At 67.4% G+C, this 16,667-nt stretch carries 16 protein-coding genes; 8 read left to right on the forward strand and 8 right to left on the reverse strand.

All coding sequences use genetic code 11. The features are described from left to right. Positions 1 to 124 precede the first annotated feature (124 nt). Positions 125 to 1,747, forward strand: coding sequence for an AbgT family transporter (locus ACK4FB_RS01790; protein WP_409747247.1), 1,623 nt, complete (start codon positions 125 to 127; stop codon positions 1,745 to 1,747). A gap of 3 nt (positions 1,748 to 1,750) precedes the next feature. Here ACK4FB_RS01790 and pgeF read toward each other — a convergent pair whose 3' ends face one another. The 4 genes from pgeF to ACK4FB_RS01810 form a co-directional block, all read right to left on the reverse strand. Beyond that, positions 1,751 to 2,521, reverse strand: a complete 771-nt coding sequence (gene pgeF / locus ACK4FB_RS01795) for a peptidoglycan editing factor PgeF (protein ID WP_409747250.1) — start codon at positions 2,519 to 2,521, stop codon at positions 1,751 to 1,753. A 1-nt stretch (position 2,522) separates the two neighbouring features. Continuing rightward, positions 2,523 to 3,596 (reverse strand): class I SAM-dependent methyltransferase, encoded by a 1,074-nt coding sequence (locus ACK4FB_RS01800; RefSeq protein ID WP_409747252.1) that lies wholly within the window; start codon positions 3,594 to 3,596, stop codon positions 2,523 to 2,525. Between the two features lie 4 nt (positions 3,597 to 3,600). Further along, the gene (lgt, locus tag ACK4FB_RS01805) at positions 3,601 to 4,473 is read right to left on the reverse strand and encodes a prolipoprotein diacylglyceryl transferase (protein ID WP_409747253.1); all 873 of its coding nucleotides are present in this window, start codon (positions 4,471 to 4,473) and stop codon (positions 3,601 to 3,603) included. Positions 4,474 to 4,564: 91 nt separating this feature from the next. Beyond that, positions 4,565 to 6,046 (reverse strand): hypothetical protein, encoded by a 1,482-nt coding sequence (locus tag ACK4FB_RS01810; RefSeq protein ID WP_409747255.1) that lies wholly within the window; start codon positions 6,044 to 6,046, stop codon positions 4,565 to 4,567. Positions 6,047 to 6,213: 167 nt separating this feature from the next. Between ACK4FB_RS01810 and ACK4FB_RS01815 the strand changes: the two genes are divergently transcribed. Continuing rightward, positions 6,214 to 8,208 carry an acetyl-CoA carboxylase biotin carboxylase subunit gene (locus ACK4FB_RS01815; RefSeq protein WP_409747257.1) on the forward strand — a complete coding sequence of 665 codons (1,995 nt, stop codon included), beginning with the start codon at positions 6,214 to 6,216 and terminating at the stop codon, positions 8,206 to 8,208. Continuing rightward, positions 8,208 to 8,633, forward strand: a complete 426-nt coding sequence (locus ACK4FB_RS01820) for a DUF805 domain-containing protein (protein ID WP_409747259.1) — start codon at positions 8,208 to 8,210, stop codon at positions 8,631 to 8,633. Before ACK4FB_RS01815 ends, ACK4FB_RS01820 begins: the two co-directional genes overlap by 1 nt. Here ACK4FB_RS01820 and ACK4FB_RS01825 read toward each other — a convergent pair. Continuing rightward, on the reverse strand, positions 8,630 to 10,564 hold the full coding sequence (locus ACK4FB_RS01825) for a vWA domain-containing protein (RefSeq protein WP_409747261.1): 1,935 nt from the start codon (positions 10,562 to 10,564) through the stop codon (positions 8,630 to 8,632). The genes ACK4FB_RS01820 and ACK4FB_RS01825 overlap by 4 nt on opposite strands. Before the next feature lie 39 nt (positions 10,565 to 10,603). Between ACK4FB_RS01825 and ACK4FB_RS01830 the strand changes: the two genes are divergently transcribed. Continuing rightward, positions 10,604 to 12,463: a monovalent cation:proton antiporter-2 (CPA2) family protein gene (locus ACK4FB_RS01830; protein ID WP_409747263.1), complete on the forward strand. Its 1,860-nt coding sequence runs from the start codon at positions 10,604 to 10,606 to the stop codon at positions 12,461 to 12,463. Between the two features lie 62 nt (positions 12,464 to 12,525). Here the strand turns inward: ACK4FB_RS01830 and ACK4FB_RS01835 are convergent, their stop codons facing one another. Beyond that, on the reverse strand, positions 12,526 to 13,128 hold the full coding sequence (locus tag ACK4FB_RS01835) for a DUF4168 domain-containing protein (RefSeq protein ID WP_409747265.1): 603 nt from the start codon (positions 13,126 to 13,128) through the stop codon (positions 12,526 to 12,528). A gap of 242 nt (positions 13,129 to 13,370) precedes the next feature. Here ACK4FB_RS01835 and dusA point away from each other — a divergent pair, with 242 nt between their 5' ends. Together dusA and ACK4FB_RS01845 are read left to right on the forward strand one after the other, a co-directional pair. Further along, the gene (gene dusA / locus ACK4FB_RS01840) at positions 13,371 to 14,399 is read left to right on the forward strand and encodes a tRNA dihydrouridine(20/20a) synthase DusA (protein WP_409747267.1); all 1,029 of its coding nucleotides are present in this window, start codon (positions 13,371 to 13,373) and stop codon (positions 14,397 to 14,399) included. Further along, positions 14,396 to 15,220, forward strand: coding sequence for a sulfite exporter TauE/SafE family protein (locus ACK4FB_RS01845; protein ID WP_409747269.1), 825 nt, complete (start codon positions 14,396 to 14,398; stop codon positions 15,218 to 15,220). The genes dusA and ACK4FB_RS01845 overlap by 4 nt, the downstream gene beginning before the upstream one ends. Here ACK4FB_RS01845 and ACK4FB_RS01850 read toward each other — a convergent pair. Both ACK4FB_RS01850 and ACK4FB_RS01855 read right to left on the reverse strand, forming a co-directional pair. Beyond that, a complete protein-coding gene (locus ACK4FB_RS01850; RefSeq protein ID WP_409747271.1) occupies positions 15,217 to 15,741 on the reverse strand; it encodes a TIGR02281 family clan AA aspartic protease in 525 nt (174 codons plus the stop codon). The genes ACK4FB_RS01845 and ACK4FB_RS01850 overlap by 4 nt on opposite strands. A gap of 56 nt (positions 15,742 to 15,797) precedes the next feature. After that, positions 15,798 to 16,022, reverse strand: a complete 225-nt coding sequence (locus tag ACK4FB_RS01855; RefSeq protein ID WP_409747273.1) for a DUF1289 domain-containing protein — start codon at positions 16,020 to 16,022, stop codon at positions 15,798 to 15,800. 88 nt (positions 16,023 to 16,110) lie between these two features. Between ACK4FB_RS01855 and ACK4FB_RS01860 the strand changes: the two genes are divergently transcribed. Both ACK4FB_RS01860 and ACK4FB_RS01865 read left to right on the forward strand, forming a co-directional pair. Beyond that, positions 16,111 to 16,284 carry a hypothetical protein gene (locus ACK4FB_RS01860; protein WP_409747275.1) on the forward strand — a complete coding sequence of 58 codons (174 nt, stop codon included), beginning with the start codon at positions 16,111 to 16,113 and terminating at the stop codon, positions 16,282 to 16,284. A 62-nt stretch (positions 16,285 to 16,346) separates the two neighbouring features. Next, positions 16,347 to 16,649, forward strand: a complete 303-nt coding sequence (locus ACK4FB_RS01865; RefSeq protein ID WP_409747277.1) for a hypothetical protein — start codon at positions 16,347 to 16,349, stop codon at positions 16,647 to 16,649. The last annotated feature ends 18 nt before the right edge of the window (positions 16,650 to 16,667 follow it).

Consider the following 16,667-nt stretch of genomic DNA (forward strand, 5'->3'; position numbering starts at 1 on the left):
ACGCAAGACCACCGCATGGCTGGACTTTCCATCCCGGGTCGGCTGAAAGTGCTCATCGACAGGGGGGCGTCACGAAGGCCTGTGGCCGGTCCCCCCTCCCGACCCAATAGAACATGGACGCCTGATGACCGACGCCACGCCGGCCACGCCCAATGGTTCAAAGCCTCCCGCCGGCCCGCCGCCGGGCAAGCGCAACGCCTTCACGCGATTCCTTGATGCGGTTGAGTGGCTGGGCAACTGCCTGCCCCATCCGGTCACCCTGTTCTTCCTCCTGGCCGTGGCCATGGTGCTGCTTTCGGGCCTGTTCGGGGCCATGGGCGTAGCGGTTGAAGATCCCAGGCCCCTGGGATCCGCAGGTCGATCAGACGACGGCATGATCCGGGCGGTCAGCCTGATGAGTGCGGACGGCCTGCGCCGTATCTTCACTGGCCTCGTGGGCAATTTCACCAGCTTCGCTCCCCTGGGCGTCGTGCTGGTGGCCATGCTGGGTGTGGGCGTCGCCGAACGATCCGGCATGCTGTCGGCCGCGGTCCGGGGCATCGTGCTGGGCGCCTCCCCCAAGGTCGTTACTTTCGCCATCGTCTTCGCGGGCGTGCTGTCCAACACCGCGTCGGAAATGGGATATGTGGTGCTCGTGCCCCTGGCGGGCGCGGTCTATTACTCGCTGGGCCGACATCCGCTGGCGGGGATGGCGGCGGCTTTCGCCGGCGTATCGGGCGGTTATTCCGCCAATCTTCTGATCGGGACAGTGGACCCTCTGCTGGCCGGCATAACCGAGGAAGCCGCGCGCCTGATCGACCCGGCCTATATCGTGCCGGCGACCGCCAGCTACTTCTTCATGGTCATCAGCGTGTTCATGGTGACGATCATCGGCGGCCTGGTCAGCATCTACATCGTCGAGCCGAAGCTCGGCGCCTATGACAAATCAAAGGCCGATCCCGAGGTGCTGAAGGGCGGCTCCATGGAGCCGTTGCAGGCCAGGGAGAAGAAGGGCCTCATGGTCGCGGGGCTTGCGGCCCTGGGTGTGCTTGGCCTCATGGCCCTGACCCTGGTTCCGGACTGGGGCCTGTTGCGGGATCCGGTGAGTGGCGATCGCATACGATCTCCATTCTTCACGGGCTTCGTCACCTGGATATTCCTCTTTTTCCTTGTGGTCGGTTTCGCCTATGGCCGCACGGTCGGGACCATGCGCAACGACCGGGATGTGATCGACGGCATGGCCTCGGCCATTTCCACCCTGGGCCTCTATGTGGTGATCGTCTTCTTCGCCGCGCAATTCGTAGCGTTCTTCGGCTGGTCGAATCTGGGGGCGATCACAGCCGTCAACGGCGCCACCTTCCTGCAGAACAGCGGGCTGACCGGACCCGCAGTGTTTCTGGGCTTCATCCTGATTTGCTGCTTCGTGAACCTGATGATCGGGTCCGCCTCGGCCCAGTGGGCCATGACCGCGCCGATCTTCGTGCCCATGCTGATGCTGATCGGCTATTCGCCCGAGGTGATCCAGACGGCCTACCGGATCGGGGATTCCACCACCAACATCATCACCCCGATGATGAGCTATTTCGGGCTGATCCTTGCCTGGGCCACCCGCTACAACAAGGATGTGGGTATCGGCACCATGATCGCGATGATGCTGCCCTATTCGATCTTCTTCACCATCGCCTGGACCATCCTGTTCTTCCTGTGGGTGTTCGGCTTCGGCCTGCCGGTGGGACCGGGCTCGCCGACCTACTACACGCCGGGGTGATGTTCAGTCGCTCAGGCTGATGGCGGACAGCAGGCGGCCGAAGTCCGGCTCGCCGCGCCTGAAGGCCCGGCGGTTGGAGAAGAAGCGCGCCTCGTCGGTGCAGGTGTCGTGGCCCGTCCACGCCGCCTGCACCACGCCCGCCTCGGCCAGCCGCCACAGCACGAAGCCGGGCAGGTCGAACAGGCGTTTGTCCGCCGCCGCGCCCGGCCGGAAGAACCGGCCCGCTCCGGGGTCGTGGTGCTCGAACCGTTCCTGAAAGTCCGCGCCAACCTCATAGCTGTTTGGCCCGATGCAGGGGCCGACCACGGCGACCGTGCGCTCGGGGATGGCCCCGAGGGCCTGCATGGCCGCCAGACTGCTGTGGACCACGCCGTTCAGGGCGCCTTTCCAGCCCGCATGCACCGCACCCACGACTCGGGCGTGAGGGTCGGCCAGAAGGATGGGTGCGCAGTCGGCCGTGAGGGCCCCGCAGACCAGGCCGGAGCGATCGGTCACAACCCCGTCGCCCTCGGGCCGCTGCTCGCCCCACGGCGCCTCGGCCACGCGAATGAGGGTCGAGTGGATCTGGAAGGCGGTGAACAGATGATCTTCTCCCGCGCCGAGCACAGAGGCGCAGCGGCGACGATTCTCGTGCACGGTCTGCGGGTCATCGCTGGAGCCGAGCCCCACGTTCAGGCTGTCGTAGATCCCGGAGGAGGCTCCGCCGTTCCGGGTGAAGAAGGCGTGGCGGACGCCGGGCAGGTTCAGCAGGGGATGGGTCAGGTGCTCAGCCATGTCAGGTCTCGAAGCCCGGAATGGACAGGCTCTTCGGCGCGAACACGCAGGCGGCCTTGAACAGGTCGCCCATCTGGTCCGGTGCGGTCAGGCGGTGCAACTGGCGCTCGATCACCGGGGCGGCGTCGGGGCGGGACTGCATGAGGCGCTGCGCGCGGGCCTCGACGCCCAGGGCGCGCAGGAAATCGCCCTGGCCGCGACAGCCCGTGACGTCGGCGCCGGACCGCACGGCGGCCTCCAGAACCACCGGGAAATCGGCCCACTGGGTCAGATCAGCCTCGCCGGGCGTGGACAGGGGATCGACCTTCTCGTGCCGTTTAAGGGCCTGAAGGGTGCCGCCTGGCCCGGGCCGGTCGCGGCCGTAGTCGATCAGAAGCGCGGCGCCGGACGCCTCGCGGATCAGGGCGCCCAAGTCGCGGCCGAAGGCGGCCTGCTGCTCGGAAATCTCGAAAATCTGACCCGTCTCGATGTTGAAGGCGGGCTTGAGGAAGCCGGCGCTGGGCGCGGTCAGGCCGAAGGTCAGGTCGCCCGAGTCGTCCAGTCCCACGCGCCGCTCGGCCCAGCCGGTGTCAGTGCGCATGAACTGGCGCGCGGGCAGGCAGTCCAGCACCTCGTTGGCGATCAGGATGACCGGGGCGTCGGTCTCGACGGCGTGCAGGGACTTCACCCAGCGCGGCGGACGGTCGTGGTCGGACAGGCGGCGGGCCTGAGCCTCGCGCAAGGGCGCGCTGGGCTCGATCAGGACCAGATCGCAGGCTTCCAGAAAGGCGGGGGCCAGGCGGGCGGCGCGCAGGGCGTCGTCCATGAGGGTTCCATCGCCGGGCCCGACCTCCACCAGCCGGAACCGGTCCGGCGCGCCCAGACGGGTCCAGATATCCACCGCCCACAGGCCGATCAGCTCGCCGAACATCTGACTGACCAGAGGGGCGGTGATGAAGTCGCCCCGCGCTCCCAGGTTCGGCCGGGTGGCGTAGTAGCCGTCCTCCGGGTCATGCAGGCAGCGGGCCACATAGTCCGCCACCGTCATCGGTCCGGTAAGGGCGATCTCGCGCCGCAGGCGGTCGATCAGGGGCATGGGATCACCCTTGCGCGGGCGGTCGGCTCCAGGCCCGCCAGATCAGCAAGGCGCCGATCAGCATCATGGGAATGGATAACAGCATACCCATGGTCACCATGCCCTGCAGGGCGTCCGGCATGTGGGTGTCGGGCTCGCGCACCGTCTCCAGCACCGCACGCGACAGGCCGTAGCCCAGCAGGAAGATGCCCGTGACATAGCCGGGCTTGGCCAGCAGGCGCCATTTCCAGACCGCCACGACGAGGATGGCGAACAGGACGAGGCCCTCAAGCGCGGCTTCATAAAGTTGGCTGGCGTGCCGAGGCTCGAGACCCGCCGGGCAATAGCCGTAAAGCTGCAGGATGCGATCGTTGCAGAAAACGACCCCCAGCGGACCGTCCGTCGGTCGGCCCCACAGCTCTCCGTTGATGAAATTGGCGATGCGGCCGAAGAACAGGCCGATGGGCGCCACCGGCGCGATCAGGTCGCCCAGCGACAATGGATTGATCTTCTGGCTACGCGCGAAGAAGAACAGCGCCAGCGCGACGCCGATCAGGCCTCCATGGAACGACATCCCGCCGGTCCAGACCTGAAGAATCTCAAGCCGCTCCCCGACACCCGATCCGGTGAAGATCTGGCCCAGCAGATCGGGGCGGTAGAAGAGCACATACCCCAGGCGTCCCCCGCCGATGATTCCGAGGGTCACCCAAAGCACCAGATCGTCGATCTGCGGTCCCGAGGCCGGGGGAGTCCGCGGCGCCCACAGGCTTGTCCGCTTGGCCAGCATCGCGGCGTAACGCCAGCCCAGAACGATGCCCGCTATATAGGCCAGAGCGTACCAACGCAGGGGCAGAGGCCCCAGCTGGATCAGGACCGGATCGAATTCGGGAAAGACCACGCGCGACTCCCTGGCGGTTGCCGGTCTCGTTTAGCAAGCGCGACCGGACCCGTCGCCCCCGATCTGAGGCGACGGGCCGGTTGCCGGCGTGTCAGCCGCCGAACAGACCCGCGACCCAGGCGCGCACGGCGCTTTCGTCGGTGGGGTCGCCCGCATAGGTCAGGCCCGGCTCCGGCGTATAGGGCTGGTTGGAGCCGCGCTCGCGGTCGGTCCAGACCTTGTGGCCGTAGCTGACCCGCCCGTAGGTGGAGGGCAGCGGGGTCACCGTGGGCTCGATCACCAGGCTGTCGGCGCTGGTGGGCTGGCCGGCGATGCGGACGTTGGGCAGCCGGTGCAGCACGTCAATCGCGTCCAGGCACCCGGCCGCGCATCCGCCATCCACCAGGATCACCACATTGCCCCGGACTGGATTGACGCCGGCCTCGATTTCGGGACGGGACGGCATCGGGCGCGTGAAGCTCTGTTGTCCGGACTGGATGGCCTGATCGAAGGCTTCGACCACCGCCTGGGTTTCCTGGATGGTGGCGGGATTGATCTGGGCGAAGACGGGGTCGGCCTGCATCCGGCCCAGCGCGTCGGCGAACCACTGGCGGTTCGTCTGGGTGGCGCGATAGGCCAGATTGACCTGGGTCGGCTGCGCCGCGCCGATCATCTCGGGCGACCAGATGCGGGCGGCCGTACGCAGGGTGTAGCTGGCGGAATCCGCCGTGTTGCCACGCGCGCCGCGCAGGTCGATGACCACGCCCGAAGCGCCGCGTATGGCCTCCTGCTGGGCCTCGACCTGGGCCAGGAAACCGGTCCAGTCGGCGTCATCGGCCAGGGTGTGGATGTGGATCCACGCCAGGCCGTCATTCATCTCGACCGCCAGCGGCGTGGCGGCCACATAGACCGAGGCGCGATAGGCGGCCTCCAGCTCCTCGGGCGTGGCGAAGTCGGTGGCCAAGCGGACGTTGCGGTTGCGGCGTCCGTCGCGGAACCGGCACTCGCCCGGAATGCCGCCGGCCATCGGGTTGCCCCGGTCCCAGAACAGGTAGGGCGCCGTGGCCGCGCGATCCGCCTCAAGCGTCAGGTCGCCTTCCCAGATGTCGAGGCGGCGTTCGGCGATCTCTTCGGCCGATTGGCCGTCACAGGACTCCAGCACCCAACCCACCTGGGGCACGTTGCGCGCGCCGGGCTTGACCCAGCTGACCACATAGCCGCCGTCGCGCCATGCGGTGGTGAAGTTCGGCCAGGCGACCGCCTGCCAGGGGTCGCGGGCGGCCCATGTGGGCTCGATGCGGATGTTGGCGTCGCGGAAGCCGTGGCCGTAACCGCGCAGCAGATAGGCGTAGGCATTGGGCGAGTTGACCCGGCCAAGTTCACCCTGCATCTGCGCCAGACCGTCGTTCAGCCAGGTGCGGAACTGGCCGCTGGAGGGCGCGTCGATGACCGCGGCGGGGTGATTTTCACCGAGCGCCTGATGGGCGGCGGTCAGATCCTGTTCAGCGGCGGCGCGCCAGTCCTGGGCGTTCGCAGCGCCGGCGGTGACGGCCAAAGCGAGGGCGGATGCTGCAGTGGCGAGGAGTGTTTTCACGGCAGAGTCTCCGAATGGGTTAAGCACAGATGGCGCGTGTTAAACCCTATCAGCCCAGCTTCGCCAACCCCGCGCGGAGCCGCGCGGGCGTTTACACAGGCGGATGCGGGCCGTAAGCGACGAGCGGAAGGCGGCGACAGACCGCGTCAGGGAAATCAGCAAGGCTCATGTTCTCCAAGATCCTCATCGCCAATCGGGGCGAGATCGCCGTCCGCATCATCAAGACCTGCCGCCGTATGGGCATCGCCACGGTGCAGGTCTATTCCGAGGCGGACGCCGGGTCGCTGGCGGTGGAGATGGCGGACGAGGCGGTGCTGATCGGCCCGGCGCCGGCGAACCAGTCCTATCTGCTGGCGGACAGGATCGTTGAGGCGGTGCGTCAAACGGGCGCGGAGGCGGTGCATCCGGGCTTCGGCTTCCTGAGCGAGAACGCGGGCTTCGCCCGTCGGCTGCGCGACGAGGGCATCGCCTTCATCGGCCCGAACCCCGAGGCCATCGACGCCATGGGCGACAAGATCAGCTCCAAGAAGCTGGCGGTCGAGGCCGGCGTGTCCACGGTGCCGGGCCACATGGGGCTGATCGAGACGCCGGATGAGGCGGTGAAGATCGCGCGCGAGATCGGCTATCCCATCATGATCAAGGCCTCGGCCGGGGGCGGGGGCAAGGGCATCCGGGTGGCTCACTCCGACGCCGACATGGCCGAAGGATTCGCCGCCGTGAAGGCCGAGGCGAAGAACGCCTTCGGCGACGACCGGGTGTTCTTGGAGAAATTCATCATCGATCCGCGCCACATCGAGATCCAGGTGCTGGGCGACAAGCACGGCAATGTCATCCACCTGTTCGAGCGGGAATGCTCGATCCAGCGCCGCAACCAGAAGGTCATCGAGGAAGCGCCGTCGCCCCTGCTGGATGACGCCACCCGCGCCGCCATGGGCGCCCAAGCCGTCGCCCTAGCCAAGGCTGTGAACTACGATTCCGCCGGCACGGTGGAGTTCGTGGCCGGGCAGGACAGGAGTTTCTTCTTCCTGGAGATGAACACCCGGCTTCAGGTGGAGCATCCGGTGACGGAGTTGATCACCGGGGTTGATCTGGTCGAGCAGATGATCCGCTCGGCCTGGGGCGAAAAGCTGAACCTGACCCAAGAGGACCTGAAGATCGACGGCTGGGCCATCGAGAGCCGCATCTACGCCGAGGATCCCTATCGCGGCTTCCTGCCGTCGATCGGCCGGCTGGTGCGCTACGACCAGCCGGCCGAGGGCGAGCAGGACGGCTATGTGGTGCGCAACGATTCCGGCGTCCGCGAGGGCGACGAGATCAGCATGTTCTACGACCCCATGATCGCCAAGCTGTGCGCCTGGGCCCCGACCCGCGAGGGCGCCATCGACGGCATGGCCCGGGCGCTTGAGGACACCCATCTGAAAGGCGTGGGCCACAACGTCCCCTTCCTGGCGGCGGTGATGGAGCAGGAGCGATTCCGCTCGGGCGTGCTGTCCACCAGCTACATCAAGGACGAGTTCCCGGACGGCTTCGACGGCCTGCCGGTGGCGGGCTTCGGGCGCGACGTGATGATCGCGGCGGCGGCGGCCATGAACGAGATCCTCGCCGAACAGTCCGGCGATCCTTCTGACCGGTTCGAATGGGCCGTCATGATCGGCGGCGAACGCCAGGGCATCATGGTGGGCTATGACGACGACGAGAGCCTGGTCATCGATCTGGACGGGGATCACACCCTGACCCTGACCGACATCGACTGGCGCCCCGGCCTGGCCCAGTTCCGGGCCGTGCTCGCCAACGGCCTTGAGGAAGGACGCTCCTTCACCGCCGAGGTGAAGCGCGCGCCGGACGGTTTTGACATCCGCTGGCGGGCCTCCAGGGCGCGGGTGCGGGTGCTGGCGCCCCACATCGCCGACCTGTACGCCCGCCTGCCCGAGAAGGAGGCGGCCGACACCTCCAAGCTGATCCAGTCGCCGATGCCGGGGCTGGTGGTCTCCATCAATGTGAAGCCGGGGCAGGCGGTGCAGTCCGGCGAGGCCGTGGCCGTGATCGAGGCCATGAAGATGCAGAACATCCTGCGCGCCGAGCACGACGGCACGGTCAAGACCGTCAGCGCCGCCGCCGGTGACAGCGTGGCGGCCGATGACGTGCTGGTGGAGTTCGAATAGTGCGCCGTTTCGCTTCGGGTGTGGATCTGGGAACCTTGTTCCTGTCGCCGAAGGGGCGGATCGACCGGCGGCCGTTTGTGGTGGGCGTAATCGCGCTGGTCGTCGTCGCCCTGGCGCTATTCCAGTGGCTGGCGGTGGGTCAGTGGTGGCACGTGCCTGTGGGCTGGGTCTTCTATCCGGCCTGGGTCTATGCAGCGGTCTGTGTGCTGGCCAAGCGGCTGCATGACCGGGGGCGTAGCGGCTGGTGGGCGGCGGGCGTGCTGATCGGCTTCAACTTCACCTGGCCCTATCCGGACAGCCTGATGGGTGTGGCGGGGCTTGTGGTGGTGCTGTGGGCTGCGGTCGAACTGGGCTGGATGAAGGGCGAGGAAGGGACGAACCGCCATGGCCCGCCCCTGAACGCGCCTCCGACGCCCACGCCCTAGGGCGTGTCGCGCGGCGGCAGTTCAGATGCAGCGCGGATCATCTGAACGAACGCGGCGCGCTCGCCGTAAGGGTCTTCGCCTCTCGCCCCCTGGGCCAGTTCGAGCACCTGGTCCCAGCCGTAACCGGCGCCGAGCCACGGATCGCGTCGCAAGCGCTGGCCGAAGGCGGCGACCGCCAGGGCCCAGCGAGTGCCTTCCGGCGCGGAAGATGATGCCAGTCCCGAAACCGGCGTCTGCATCAGCACGGACTCGTCCTCGCCCGGCAGCTTGTAACGCACCTGCACGAAGGCCAGTTCGTCCGACGAGGCGGGCGGGGCCTGACGGGTGTCATACCGCCGCTCCGACAATTGGGTCGGGCCGCCCACCGGCGTAATCTCGTACAGCGCTGTCACCGAGGCGCCGGAGCCCACTTCGCCCGCATCCACCGCGTCATTGTTGAAGTCGGCCTCGTTCAGCAGGCGGGTTTCGTAGCCGATCAGGCGCCATTCCGCGACGTGGGCGGGGTTGAACTCCACCTGGATCTTCACATCGTCGGCGATGGGGAAGGCGCCCCGGTCGAAGGCGGGGCCGAACAGCCGCCGCGCCTCGTTCAGGCTGTCCACATAGGCTGCCGTGCCATTGCCCGCCTGGGAAATGGTCTGCATGCGCGTGTCCTGATAGTTGCCGCGTCCGAAGCCGTAGACCGACAGATAGATGCCGCTGTCCCGTTGCAGCGACACATACTCCTCGATGGAGCGGTTGTCGGTGACGCCCACGTTGAAGTCGCCGTCGGTGAACATGAGGATGCGGTTCACCCGGTCGTCGGCGTAGTTCACCCGCGCCTGATCGTAGGCGTTGGTCATGCCGGTGGCGCCGGCTGTGCCGCCGGAGGCATACAGGCTTTCCACCGCGCAGCGGATGCGCAGCTTCTCCGTGCCGGGGGTGGACTGCAGCGTCGTGCCCGCGCCTTCGGCGTAATAGGTAACAGCCACCGTGTCCTGGGGCCTCAGCCGGTCGATGATCAGGTTCATGGACCGTTGGGCCAGCTCCAGCTTGTCGGGGCTGTTCATGGAGCCGGACACGTCGACGAGGAAGGTCAGGTTCAGCGGGCGGCGCTGTTCCTCGGGCAGCTCATAGCCCTGAAGGCCCACATGGACGATCTGACGGCCCTCGACCCACGGCGAGTCGACCACGACCGTGGTGACCGCGAAGGGCTCGTCGACGCTGTCAGGCTGGGCGTAGCCGTAGTCAAAATAGTTGATCATCTCCTCGACGCGCACGGCATCGGCTGGTGGGGACATGCCGTCATTGATGAAGCGGCGCACGTTGGAATAGCTGGCCGTGTCCACGTCGATGGAGAAGGTCGAAACGGGTTCGTCCAAGGTCCGGCGCACCGCATTGGGTGTGGCTTGGGGATAGGATTCCGGCGCGCCGGCAGTCACCGGGCCCGGCGCGATTCGGGAGCCTGTGACGACGACTGGCTGAGGCGCGGCAGGGCTGATCTGAGGCGAAGGTGCGCCTACGGGCGAGGGAGGCGGCGGAGGAGGAGGGGGCGGAGGAGGCGGCGGTGATGCGGGCGGTGGCGGCGCTCCATAATGAAGGCTGGAGCTCATCGGCCGGGTGGGCGGCGCTGGAAACCGGGAATAGACGTTCACCGGCTCCTTGTAGATTTCGAAGCCCAGCGCCGCGCAGGCCGCGCGGGTCGGCGCGCCGTCACCGGGCGCGTAGGCAGGGCCGCCGGCTGGCGATTGCGCCCCTGCAGGGGTGACGAGACCCAGGCAGGCGGCCATGCAGACCCCGACCTTCAACTTCCTTGAACCCGACATCGACAGCTCCCGATCACCCCTGTGACGTGCATGAGGCCAGCCAAGATTGGTCGAAACTGTGGCCGAATATCCAGATGGAATCTGACGGAGACCCCAACGACTCGCTTCGCCGCCGACCCGCGTCATGCCTATATGAACTGACGCAAAGCAGGACGGGGCAAGAACATGGCGGACGCAGCCACGGGAATGGAGCTGGGCCACGCGGTGGTCCTGCTGGGCGCGGCGGTGGTGGCGGCGCCGCTCTTTCGCAAGCTGGGTCTGGGTTCGGTGCTGGGATATCTGGCGGCCGGGCTTCTGATCGGGCCGTTCGGCCTGGGCCTCTTCGACGATCCCATGACTATCCTGCACGTGGCCGAGTTGGGCGTGGTGATGCTGTTGTTCATCATCGGCCTGGAGATGCGGCCTTCACGGTTGTGGAACCTGAGGCGGGAGATTTTCGGCCTCGGTGCGGCCCAGGTGGCCGCTTGCGCCCTGCTGCTGACCGGGGTCGGCATAGCGTTCGGCTTCCCGCCCGCCGTGGCCCTGATCGGCGCCTGCGGCTTCGTGCTGTCGTCCACGGCTGTCATCATGCAGATGCTGGACGAGCGCGGCGAGCGGATGGAGCCGCAGGGGCAGAGGGCGGTCTCGATCCTGCTGCTGGAGGATCTTGCCATCGTGCCCTTGCTGGCGCTTGTGGTCTTCATGGGCGCCGCCATGGGAACGGATTCCGGCGAAGCGACGCGCCCGGTCTGGCAGGCGGTTCTGATCGGCCTTCTGGCCATCGCGGCCCTGGTGGTGGCCGGGCGCTATCTGTTGAACCCGCTGTTCCGCATCCTGGCCAACAGCGGCGCGCGCGAGGTGATGACGGCCGCGGCCCTGCTGGTGGTGCTGGGCGCCGCCCTGTTCATGCAGGTGGGGGGGCTGTCCATGGCCATGGGCGCCTTCCTGGCCGGGGTGCTGCTATCGGACTCCACCTTCCGCCATCAACTGGAGGCGGACATCGAGCCGTTCCGCGGCATCCTGCTGGGCCTGTTCTTCATCAGCGTCGGCATGGCGCTGGATCTGGCCGTGGTGGCGTCGGACTGGGTTCTGATCGCCGGGGCGGTGGTCGCCTTCATGGCTGTGAAGGGCGTAGCCATCTACGCCGTTGCGCGCGTCTTCAAGGCCAGACACCGCGAAGCGCTGGAGCGCGCGGCCCTGTTCGCCCAAGGAGGCGAGTTCGCCTTCGTGCTGTACGCAGCGGCCCTGACGGCCGGGGTGTTCGACGGGCGCATAAGCGCAGTCATGACGGCGGTGGTGATCCTGTCCATGGCCCTGACTCCGGTGGTCACCCTGATCGTGACGCGGTTCTTCCTGCACGAAGAGAACAGCCTGTCGCCCGACGACGCGGATGGCGTGGATCGGGCCGACGATCTGCACGGGCGGGTGCTGATCATCGGTTTCGGCCGGTTCGCCCAAGTGGTCAGCCAGCCGCTTCTGGCGCGCGACGTGGACGTGTCGATCATCGAGAACGATGTGGAGATGATCCAGGCGGCGGGCAATTTCGGCTTCAAGGTCTATTACGGCGACGGGGGGCGGCTGGACGTGCTGCACGCCTCGGGGGCAGGGACGGCCGAGGCGATTCTGGTCTGTGTGGACAAACCCGAGGTCGCCGATCACATCGTCGAACTGGTGAAGGCGGAGTTCCCCCTGACGCGTCTTTACGTCCGCGCCTTCGACCGGGGCCATTCGCTGCGCCTGGTTAATGCGGGCGTGGACTACGAACTGCGCGAAACCTTTGAGTCTGCCCTGAAATTCGGCGGCCAGGTGCTGACCGACATGGGCCTGGACGACCGCGACGTGAAGGAAACCCTGGAGGATGTGCGCCGCCGCGACGAGCAGCGCTTCGAAGCCCAGATCACCGGCGGGCTGACGGCGGGCCGGTCCCTGATGCGCGGCAATGCGGTGACCCCCCAGCCGGCGCCCTATGTCCCGCCCAAGCGCGAGGCCAGGCCGCTCAGCGAGGAGACCGCCGACGTGCTGGAGGACGAGGACGCCCGGGCCTGACGTGCAACGAAAAACGGCGCCTCCTCGGAGACGCCGTCTGTCCGATCAGGCCGTAACTGCGATCACTGGCCGTTGCGGGCCGCCGCCAGGCCCACGCGCGCCTGTAAATGCTGATCCTGGCCGATGGCGCCCGAAATTTCGTTGAAGCGCTCCAGAGTCAGACCCGAACCTTCGATGGCGGCGGCCATCTGGGCCTGCTGCTCTTCACTCGGGGCCTGGCCGTTCAGAGACTGGGCGATGGGGGCGATGCCGCCCATGGCCTGTGCGAACTGACTGGCCTCGGCGTCTGTCACGCTCGCGCCCACCGAGCCCGCGGCAGACGGCGTGCTGGCGGCGACGCCGACGCGGGCCTGGATGACCGGGTCCGTGGAGACGGCCTGGGAAATTGTGTTGAAGCGGTCGATTTCCAGACCCGAGGCTTCTACGGCCGCGGCCATTTCGGCCTGCTGCTCCGGGGTCGGCTGGCCGCCCTGAACCTGCTGGGCCACCGTTTGCATGCGCTGCATGGCGCCGGCGAAGGCGGCGAGTTCGGCGTCCGAGGGTTCACCGGTCGCAGGCGCTGCGGCCGAAGCCTGCGCCGGGGCGCCAGCCTGCATGTCCTGGGCCAGGGCGGATCCGGCGAAAAGGGCGGCGGTGGAAACGGCGGCGATAAGTTTGAGACGCATGGATTGTCCTTCGAATTGTCCACTCAGTTCAGTGAGAACCGTCACACGCGAACAAAGGTTCACGACTTCCCGCGCGAATGTGGAGATGAATCAATGGGAAGGTGGGAGACCCCCAGCATAACCCTCCCCTTTCGCCGGTTGCAACTAAGGCGCTAATCAGGCAGCGGCAGCGTGAAAACGGCCATCTTTCCCGCTATGTAGCCTCCATCTGCACACCTGCGCCCAAGGATCGCCTCAACAAAGTGACGCCTTCGCCCCACCGTTTTTCCGTCGCGCCCATGATGGACTGGACCGATCGGCATTGCCGGGCGCTGCACCGTGCGTTGACGGCACAGACCCTGCTCTACACGGAGATGGTCACTGCGCCCGCGGTGATCCACGGAGATCGTGACCGGCTGCTGGGGTTCGATGCGATCGAGCATCCGGTGGCGCTGCAATTGGGAGGCTCGGACCCAAAGCAACTGGCCGAAGCCGCGCGCATCGGCCAGACCTATGGCTATGACGAGGTCAACCTGAATGTCGGTTGCCCGTCCGACCGGGTGCAGTCCGGGCGGTTCGGCGCCTGCCTGATGCGCGAGCCGGCGCTGGTGGCCGATTGCATGGCCGCGATCCGCGAGGCAGTGACCGTTCCGGCTACCGTGAAATGCCGCATCGGCGTGGATGATCAGGATCCGGTCGAAAGCCTGTTCGCCACCGTGGACGCCAGCGCGGCCGTGGGAGTGACCACCTTCATCGTCCATGCCCGCAAGGCCTGGCTGAAGGGATTGTCGCCCAAGGAGAACCGGGACGTGCCGCCGCTGGACTACGCCCTGGTCCGGCGCCTGAAACGGGAGCGGCCGCACCTGACGATCGTCATCAACGGCGGCGTCCCCGATCTGGACGCGGCCGAGGCCCACCTGGCGCCGGACGATCACGGCGTCACGCTGGACGGGGTCATGCTGGGCCGCGCGGCTTATCACGAGCCGGCGCTTCTGGGGCAAGTCGACCGGCGGCTGTTCGGGGCGGATACGCCGGACGTGGACCCGTTCGACGCCATCGCGCGATACCGGCCCTATATGGCCGCGCGACTCGAGGCGGGCGTGCATCTGCCCGCCATGGCGCGGCACATGCTGGGCCTGATGCACGGGCGGCCGGGCGCGCGGGCCTTTCGCCGCATCCTGACGGTGGAGTCGATCCGCCCCGGCGCCGGGCTCGAGGTGCTGGATCAGGCGGTCGAGGCGGTGCGCGAGGCCGAGGCCAAGCGTGACGCCCGCGCGGAACAGGCCGCGTGAACGGCCTGCCTCTGGCTGAGCTCTTGCTGATGGCGGTCGCCCTGGCTGGAACCGGGGCTGTGGCGGGGGTGATCGGCGGTCTGTTCGGCGTGGGGGGCGGCACGGTGCTGGTGCCCGCCCTGTTCTACGCCTTCTCGGTGCTGGGCGTGGGCGGCGAGAGCAACCTGCATGTGGCGATCGGCACCTCCCTGCTGACCATCGTCGCCACGTCCTGGAAGTCGTTGGCGACGCACCGGGCGCACGGCGCGGTGGACGAGACGGTGCTGCGCACCTGGACCCCCTGGGTGGCGTTCGGCGGTCTGGCCGGCGCGGCGATCGCGGGCGTGACCTCCATGGAGGGTCTGGCCATCGTCTATGGCGCCTGCCTGCTGCTGGTGGCGGCCCAGATGGGCCTGCTGCCCGAGCGGATCACCCTGATGCGCGACCTGCCCACCGGTTGGGGCAGGCGTGGAGCAGGAACGTTGATCGGCGGGCTGTCCGCCATGATGGGCGTGGGCGGCGGCAGCCTGGGCGGCATGACCATGGTGCTGTGCGGGCGACCCATTCATCAGGCGGTAGCCACCGCATCGGGCTTCGGCCTCGCCATCGGCGCCGCGGCGGCGCTGGGGTTTGCAGTGTTCGGTTGGGGCGCCGAGGGACGGCCGCCGCTGTCGCTTGGCTACGTCAACATTCCGGCCGCTGCCATCATGGGACTGCTGACCGCTCTGATGGCGCCTGTGGGCGCTCGGCTGGCGCATCGTCTTGATCGACGCATCCTGAAGAAGGCGTTTGCGGTCTATCTGCTGGCCACCGCGATCTCAGTAGTGGTGAAGGCGTTCTAGGGACGCAGGGTCAAGCCGTGAGGCGTGGCCTCGATACGGGACAGCCGGCCCAGATAGCTCATCCCCAGCAGGGACGCGGGCAGGCCCCGCTCCACCACCAGCGCCTGGACGCGCTCGACCCGCGCGCCGGCGACCGCCACATGCGCCAACTCGATCCGGGCCGCGCGGCCCTCGCCGTTTGCGGTGATCACCGTGTGGTCGAAGTCATCCGATTCCAGCATGAAGCCGAGGCGCAGGGCGTCATCGCGGGTCAGGGCGACCACGGTGGCGCCGGTGTCCACCAGAACTCTGACGGCCCGGCCATTGATGTCGGCTTCGGCCCAGTAGTGACCGTCGTCGGCACGGGCTATCTGGGCCACGCGTCCTGCCGCTGCGGTGGCAGGGGCGGACGCAACCATCAGCGCCGGCGCAGCCTGCGCGCGGCCAGCGTCGCCCAGATGGCTGACGCCGTATCCGAAGGCGCCTGCTGCCCCGAGGGCGACTGTGAACATCACGCCGGACTGGAAATCGAAACGCGCCATGTGGCCACCATGACCCAAAGCTCTTGGCGTCCGGTGAAACGGCGTGGTGAACGAATTCAGAATCTGAGGGAGGGGTCCAGACGATCCTTGCGCGCCGGCAACTCCGCCATGATGCCGGCCCGTTCCTCATCCGTCAGTTTCGACCAGCCGCCGATCTCGCCGAGCGTACGCAGGCACCCCAGGCATAGGCCCGAGCGCCCGTCCACGGTGCAGACCTGAATGCAGGGCGTTGCGACGGGCCGGGGCGCGCCACTTGATTTCGGGGCGTTGAATTCCGACATTGTTCCTGACGCGACACGACCAAGAGGGTGAAATCCCCAACCGGCGCGCCGCGTCTTCTTTCATCGTTCACGAAAGGAGACGCCAACAATGAACGATAAGCACTTCAACCTCCAGAACGCCGTCATGGAGTTCGCCCTTCTGGGCGGCACGGCCTTCAATTCCCGGACCGTTCCCTCCAACCGGCTTCGTCGCCGGCCTTTGGAGAAGCTCTCCAATACGCTGAAACCGACCAGGCGGATGGCGCCCTTACGCTTGCAATAGGCGTTTTTTGCGGTGCACAGTGATCAACATAGCCTATTCGTAGCGAACGATTGGATGATGTCATGATGCTCAACCTGCTTTCAGCCGCAACCATGGCCCTGGCCCTTCAAGTTCAGGCGGATCCGCCGCGCGATGCCGCTTCCGAGGCGCCGGAAGTCGAGGCCACGGTTGAACAGACGGAAGCCGATCGTCGTAACGAACGTGTCTGCGAGCGGCGGCCCGTAACGGGGTCCGGTATCGCACGCCGAGTCTGTTACACGCGTGCCGAAATGGAGGCTCGCGCCGAGGCCGACCGTCACCGGCTGGAAAGCATGCAAGGCGCCGTGACCGTGGGCCAGCCGGACGGGTTTGCACCGCCTCAGTAATCTGCCCGAAGCGGCAAC

The sequence above is a fragment of the Brevundimonas sp. genome (assembly GCF_046299535.1).
Classification (GTDB): domain Bacteria; phylum Pseudomonadota; class Alphaproteobacteria; order Caulobacterales; family Caulobacteraceae; genus Brevundimonas.

Bases quoted from the DNA above. Each gene is read 5' to 3' on its own strand.
- ACK4FB_RS01800 (WP_409747252.1), bottom strand. From the start codon at position 3,596: ATGCCCCTGATCGACCGCCTGCGGCGCGAGATCGCCCTTACCGGACCG.
- pgeF (WP_409747250.1), bottom strand. From the start codon at position 2,521: ATGGCTGAGCACCTGACCCATCCCCTGCTGAACCTGCCCGGCGTCCGC.
- ACK4FB_RS01855 (WP_409747273.1), bottom strand. From the start codon at position 16,022: ATGTCGGAATTCAACGCCCCGAAATCAAGTGGCGCGCCCCGGCCCGTC.
- ACK4FB_RS01835 (WP_409747265.1), bottom strand. From the start codon at position 13,128: ATGCGTCTCAAACTTATCGCCGCCGTTTCCACCGCCGCCCTTTTCGCC.
- ACK4FB_RS01815 (WP_409747257.1), top strand. From the start codon at position 6,214: ATGTTCTCCAAGATCCTCATCGCCAATCGGGGCGAGATCGCCGTCCGC.
- ACK4FB_RS01790 (WP_409747247.1), top strand. From the start codon at position 125: ATGACCGACGCCACGCCGGCCACGCCCAATGGTTCAAAGCCTCCCGCC.
- ACK4FB_RS01865 (WP_409747277.1), top strand. From the start codon at position 16,347: ATGATGCTCAACCTGCTTTCAGCCGCAACCATGGCCCTGGCCCTTCAA.
- ACK4FB_RS01860 (WP_409747275.1), top strand. From the start codon at position 16,111: ATGAACGATAAGCACTTCAACCTCCAGAACGCCGTCATGGAGTTCGCC.
- ACK4FB_RS01830 (WP_409747263.1), top strand. From the start codon at position 10,604: ATGGCGGACGCAGCCACGGGAATGGAGCTGGGCCACGCGGTGGTCCTG.
- ACK4FB_RS01850 (WP_409747271.1), bottom strand. From the start codon at position 15,741: ATGGCGCGTTTCGATTTCCAGTCCGGCGTGATGTTCACAGTCGCCCTC.
- ACK4FB_RS01825 (WP_409747261.1), bottom strand. From the start codon at position 10,564: ATGACGCGGGTCGGCGGCGAAGCGAGTCGTTGGGGTCTCCGTCAGATT.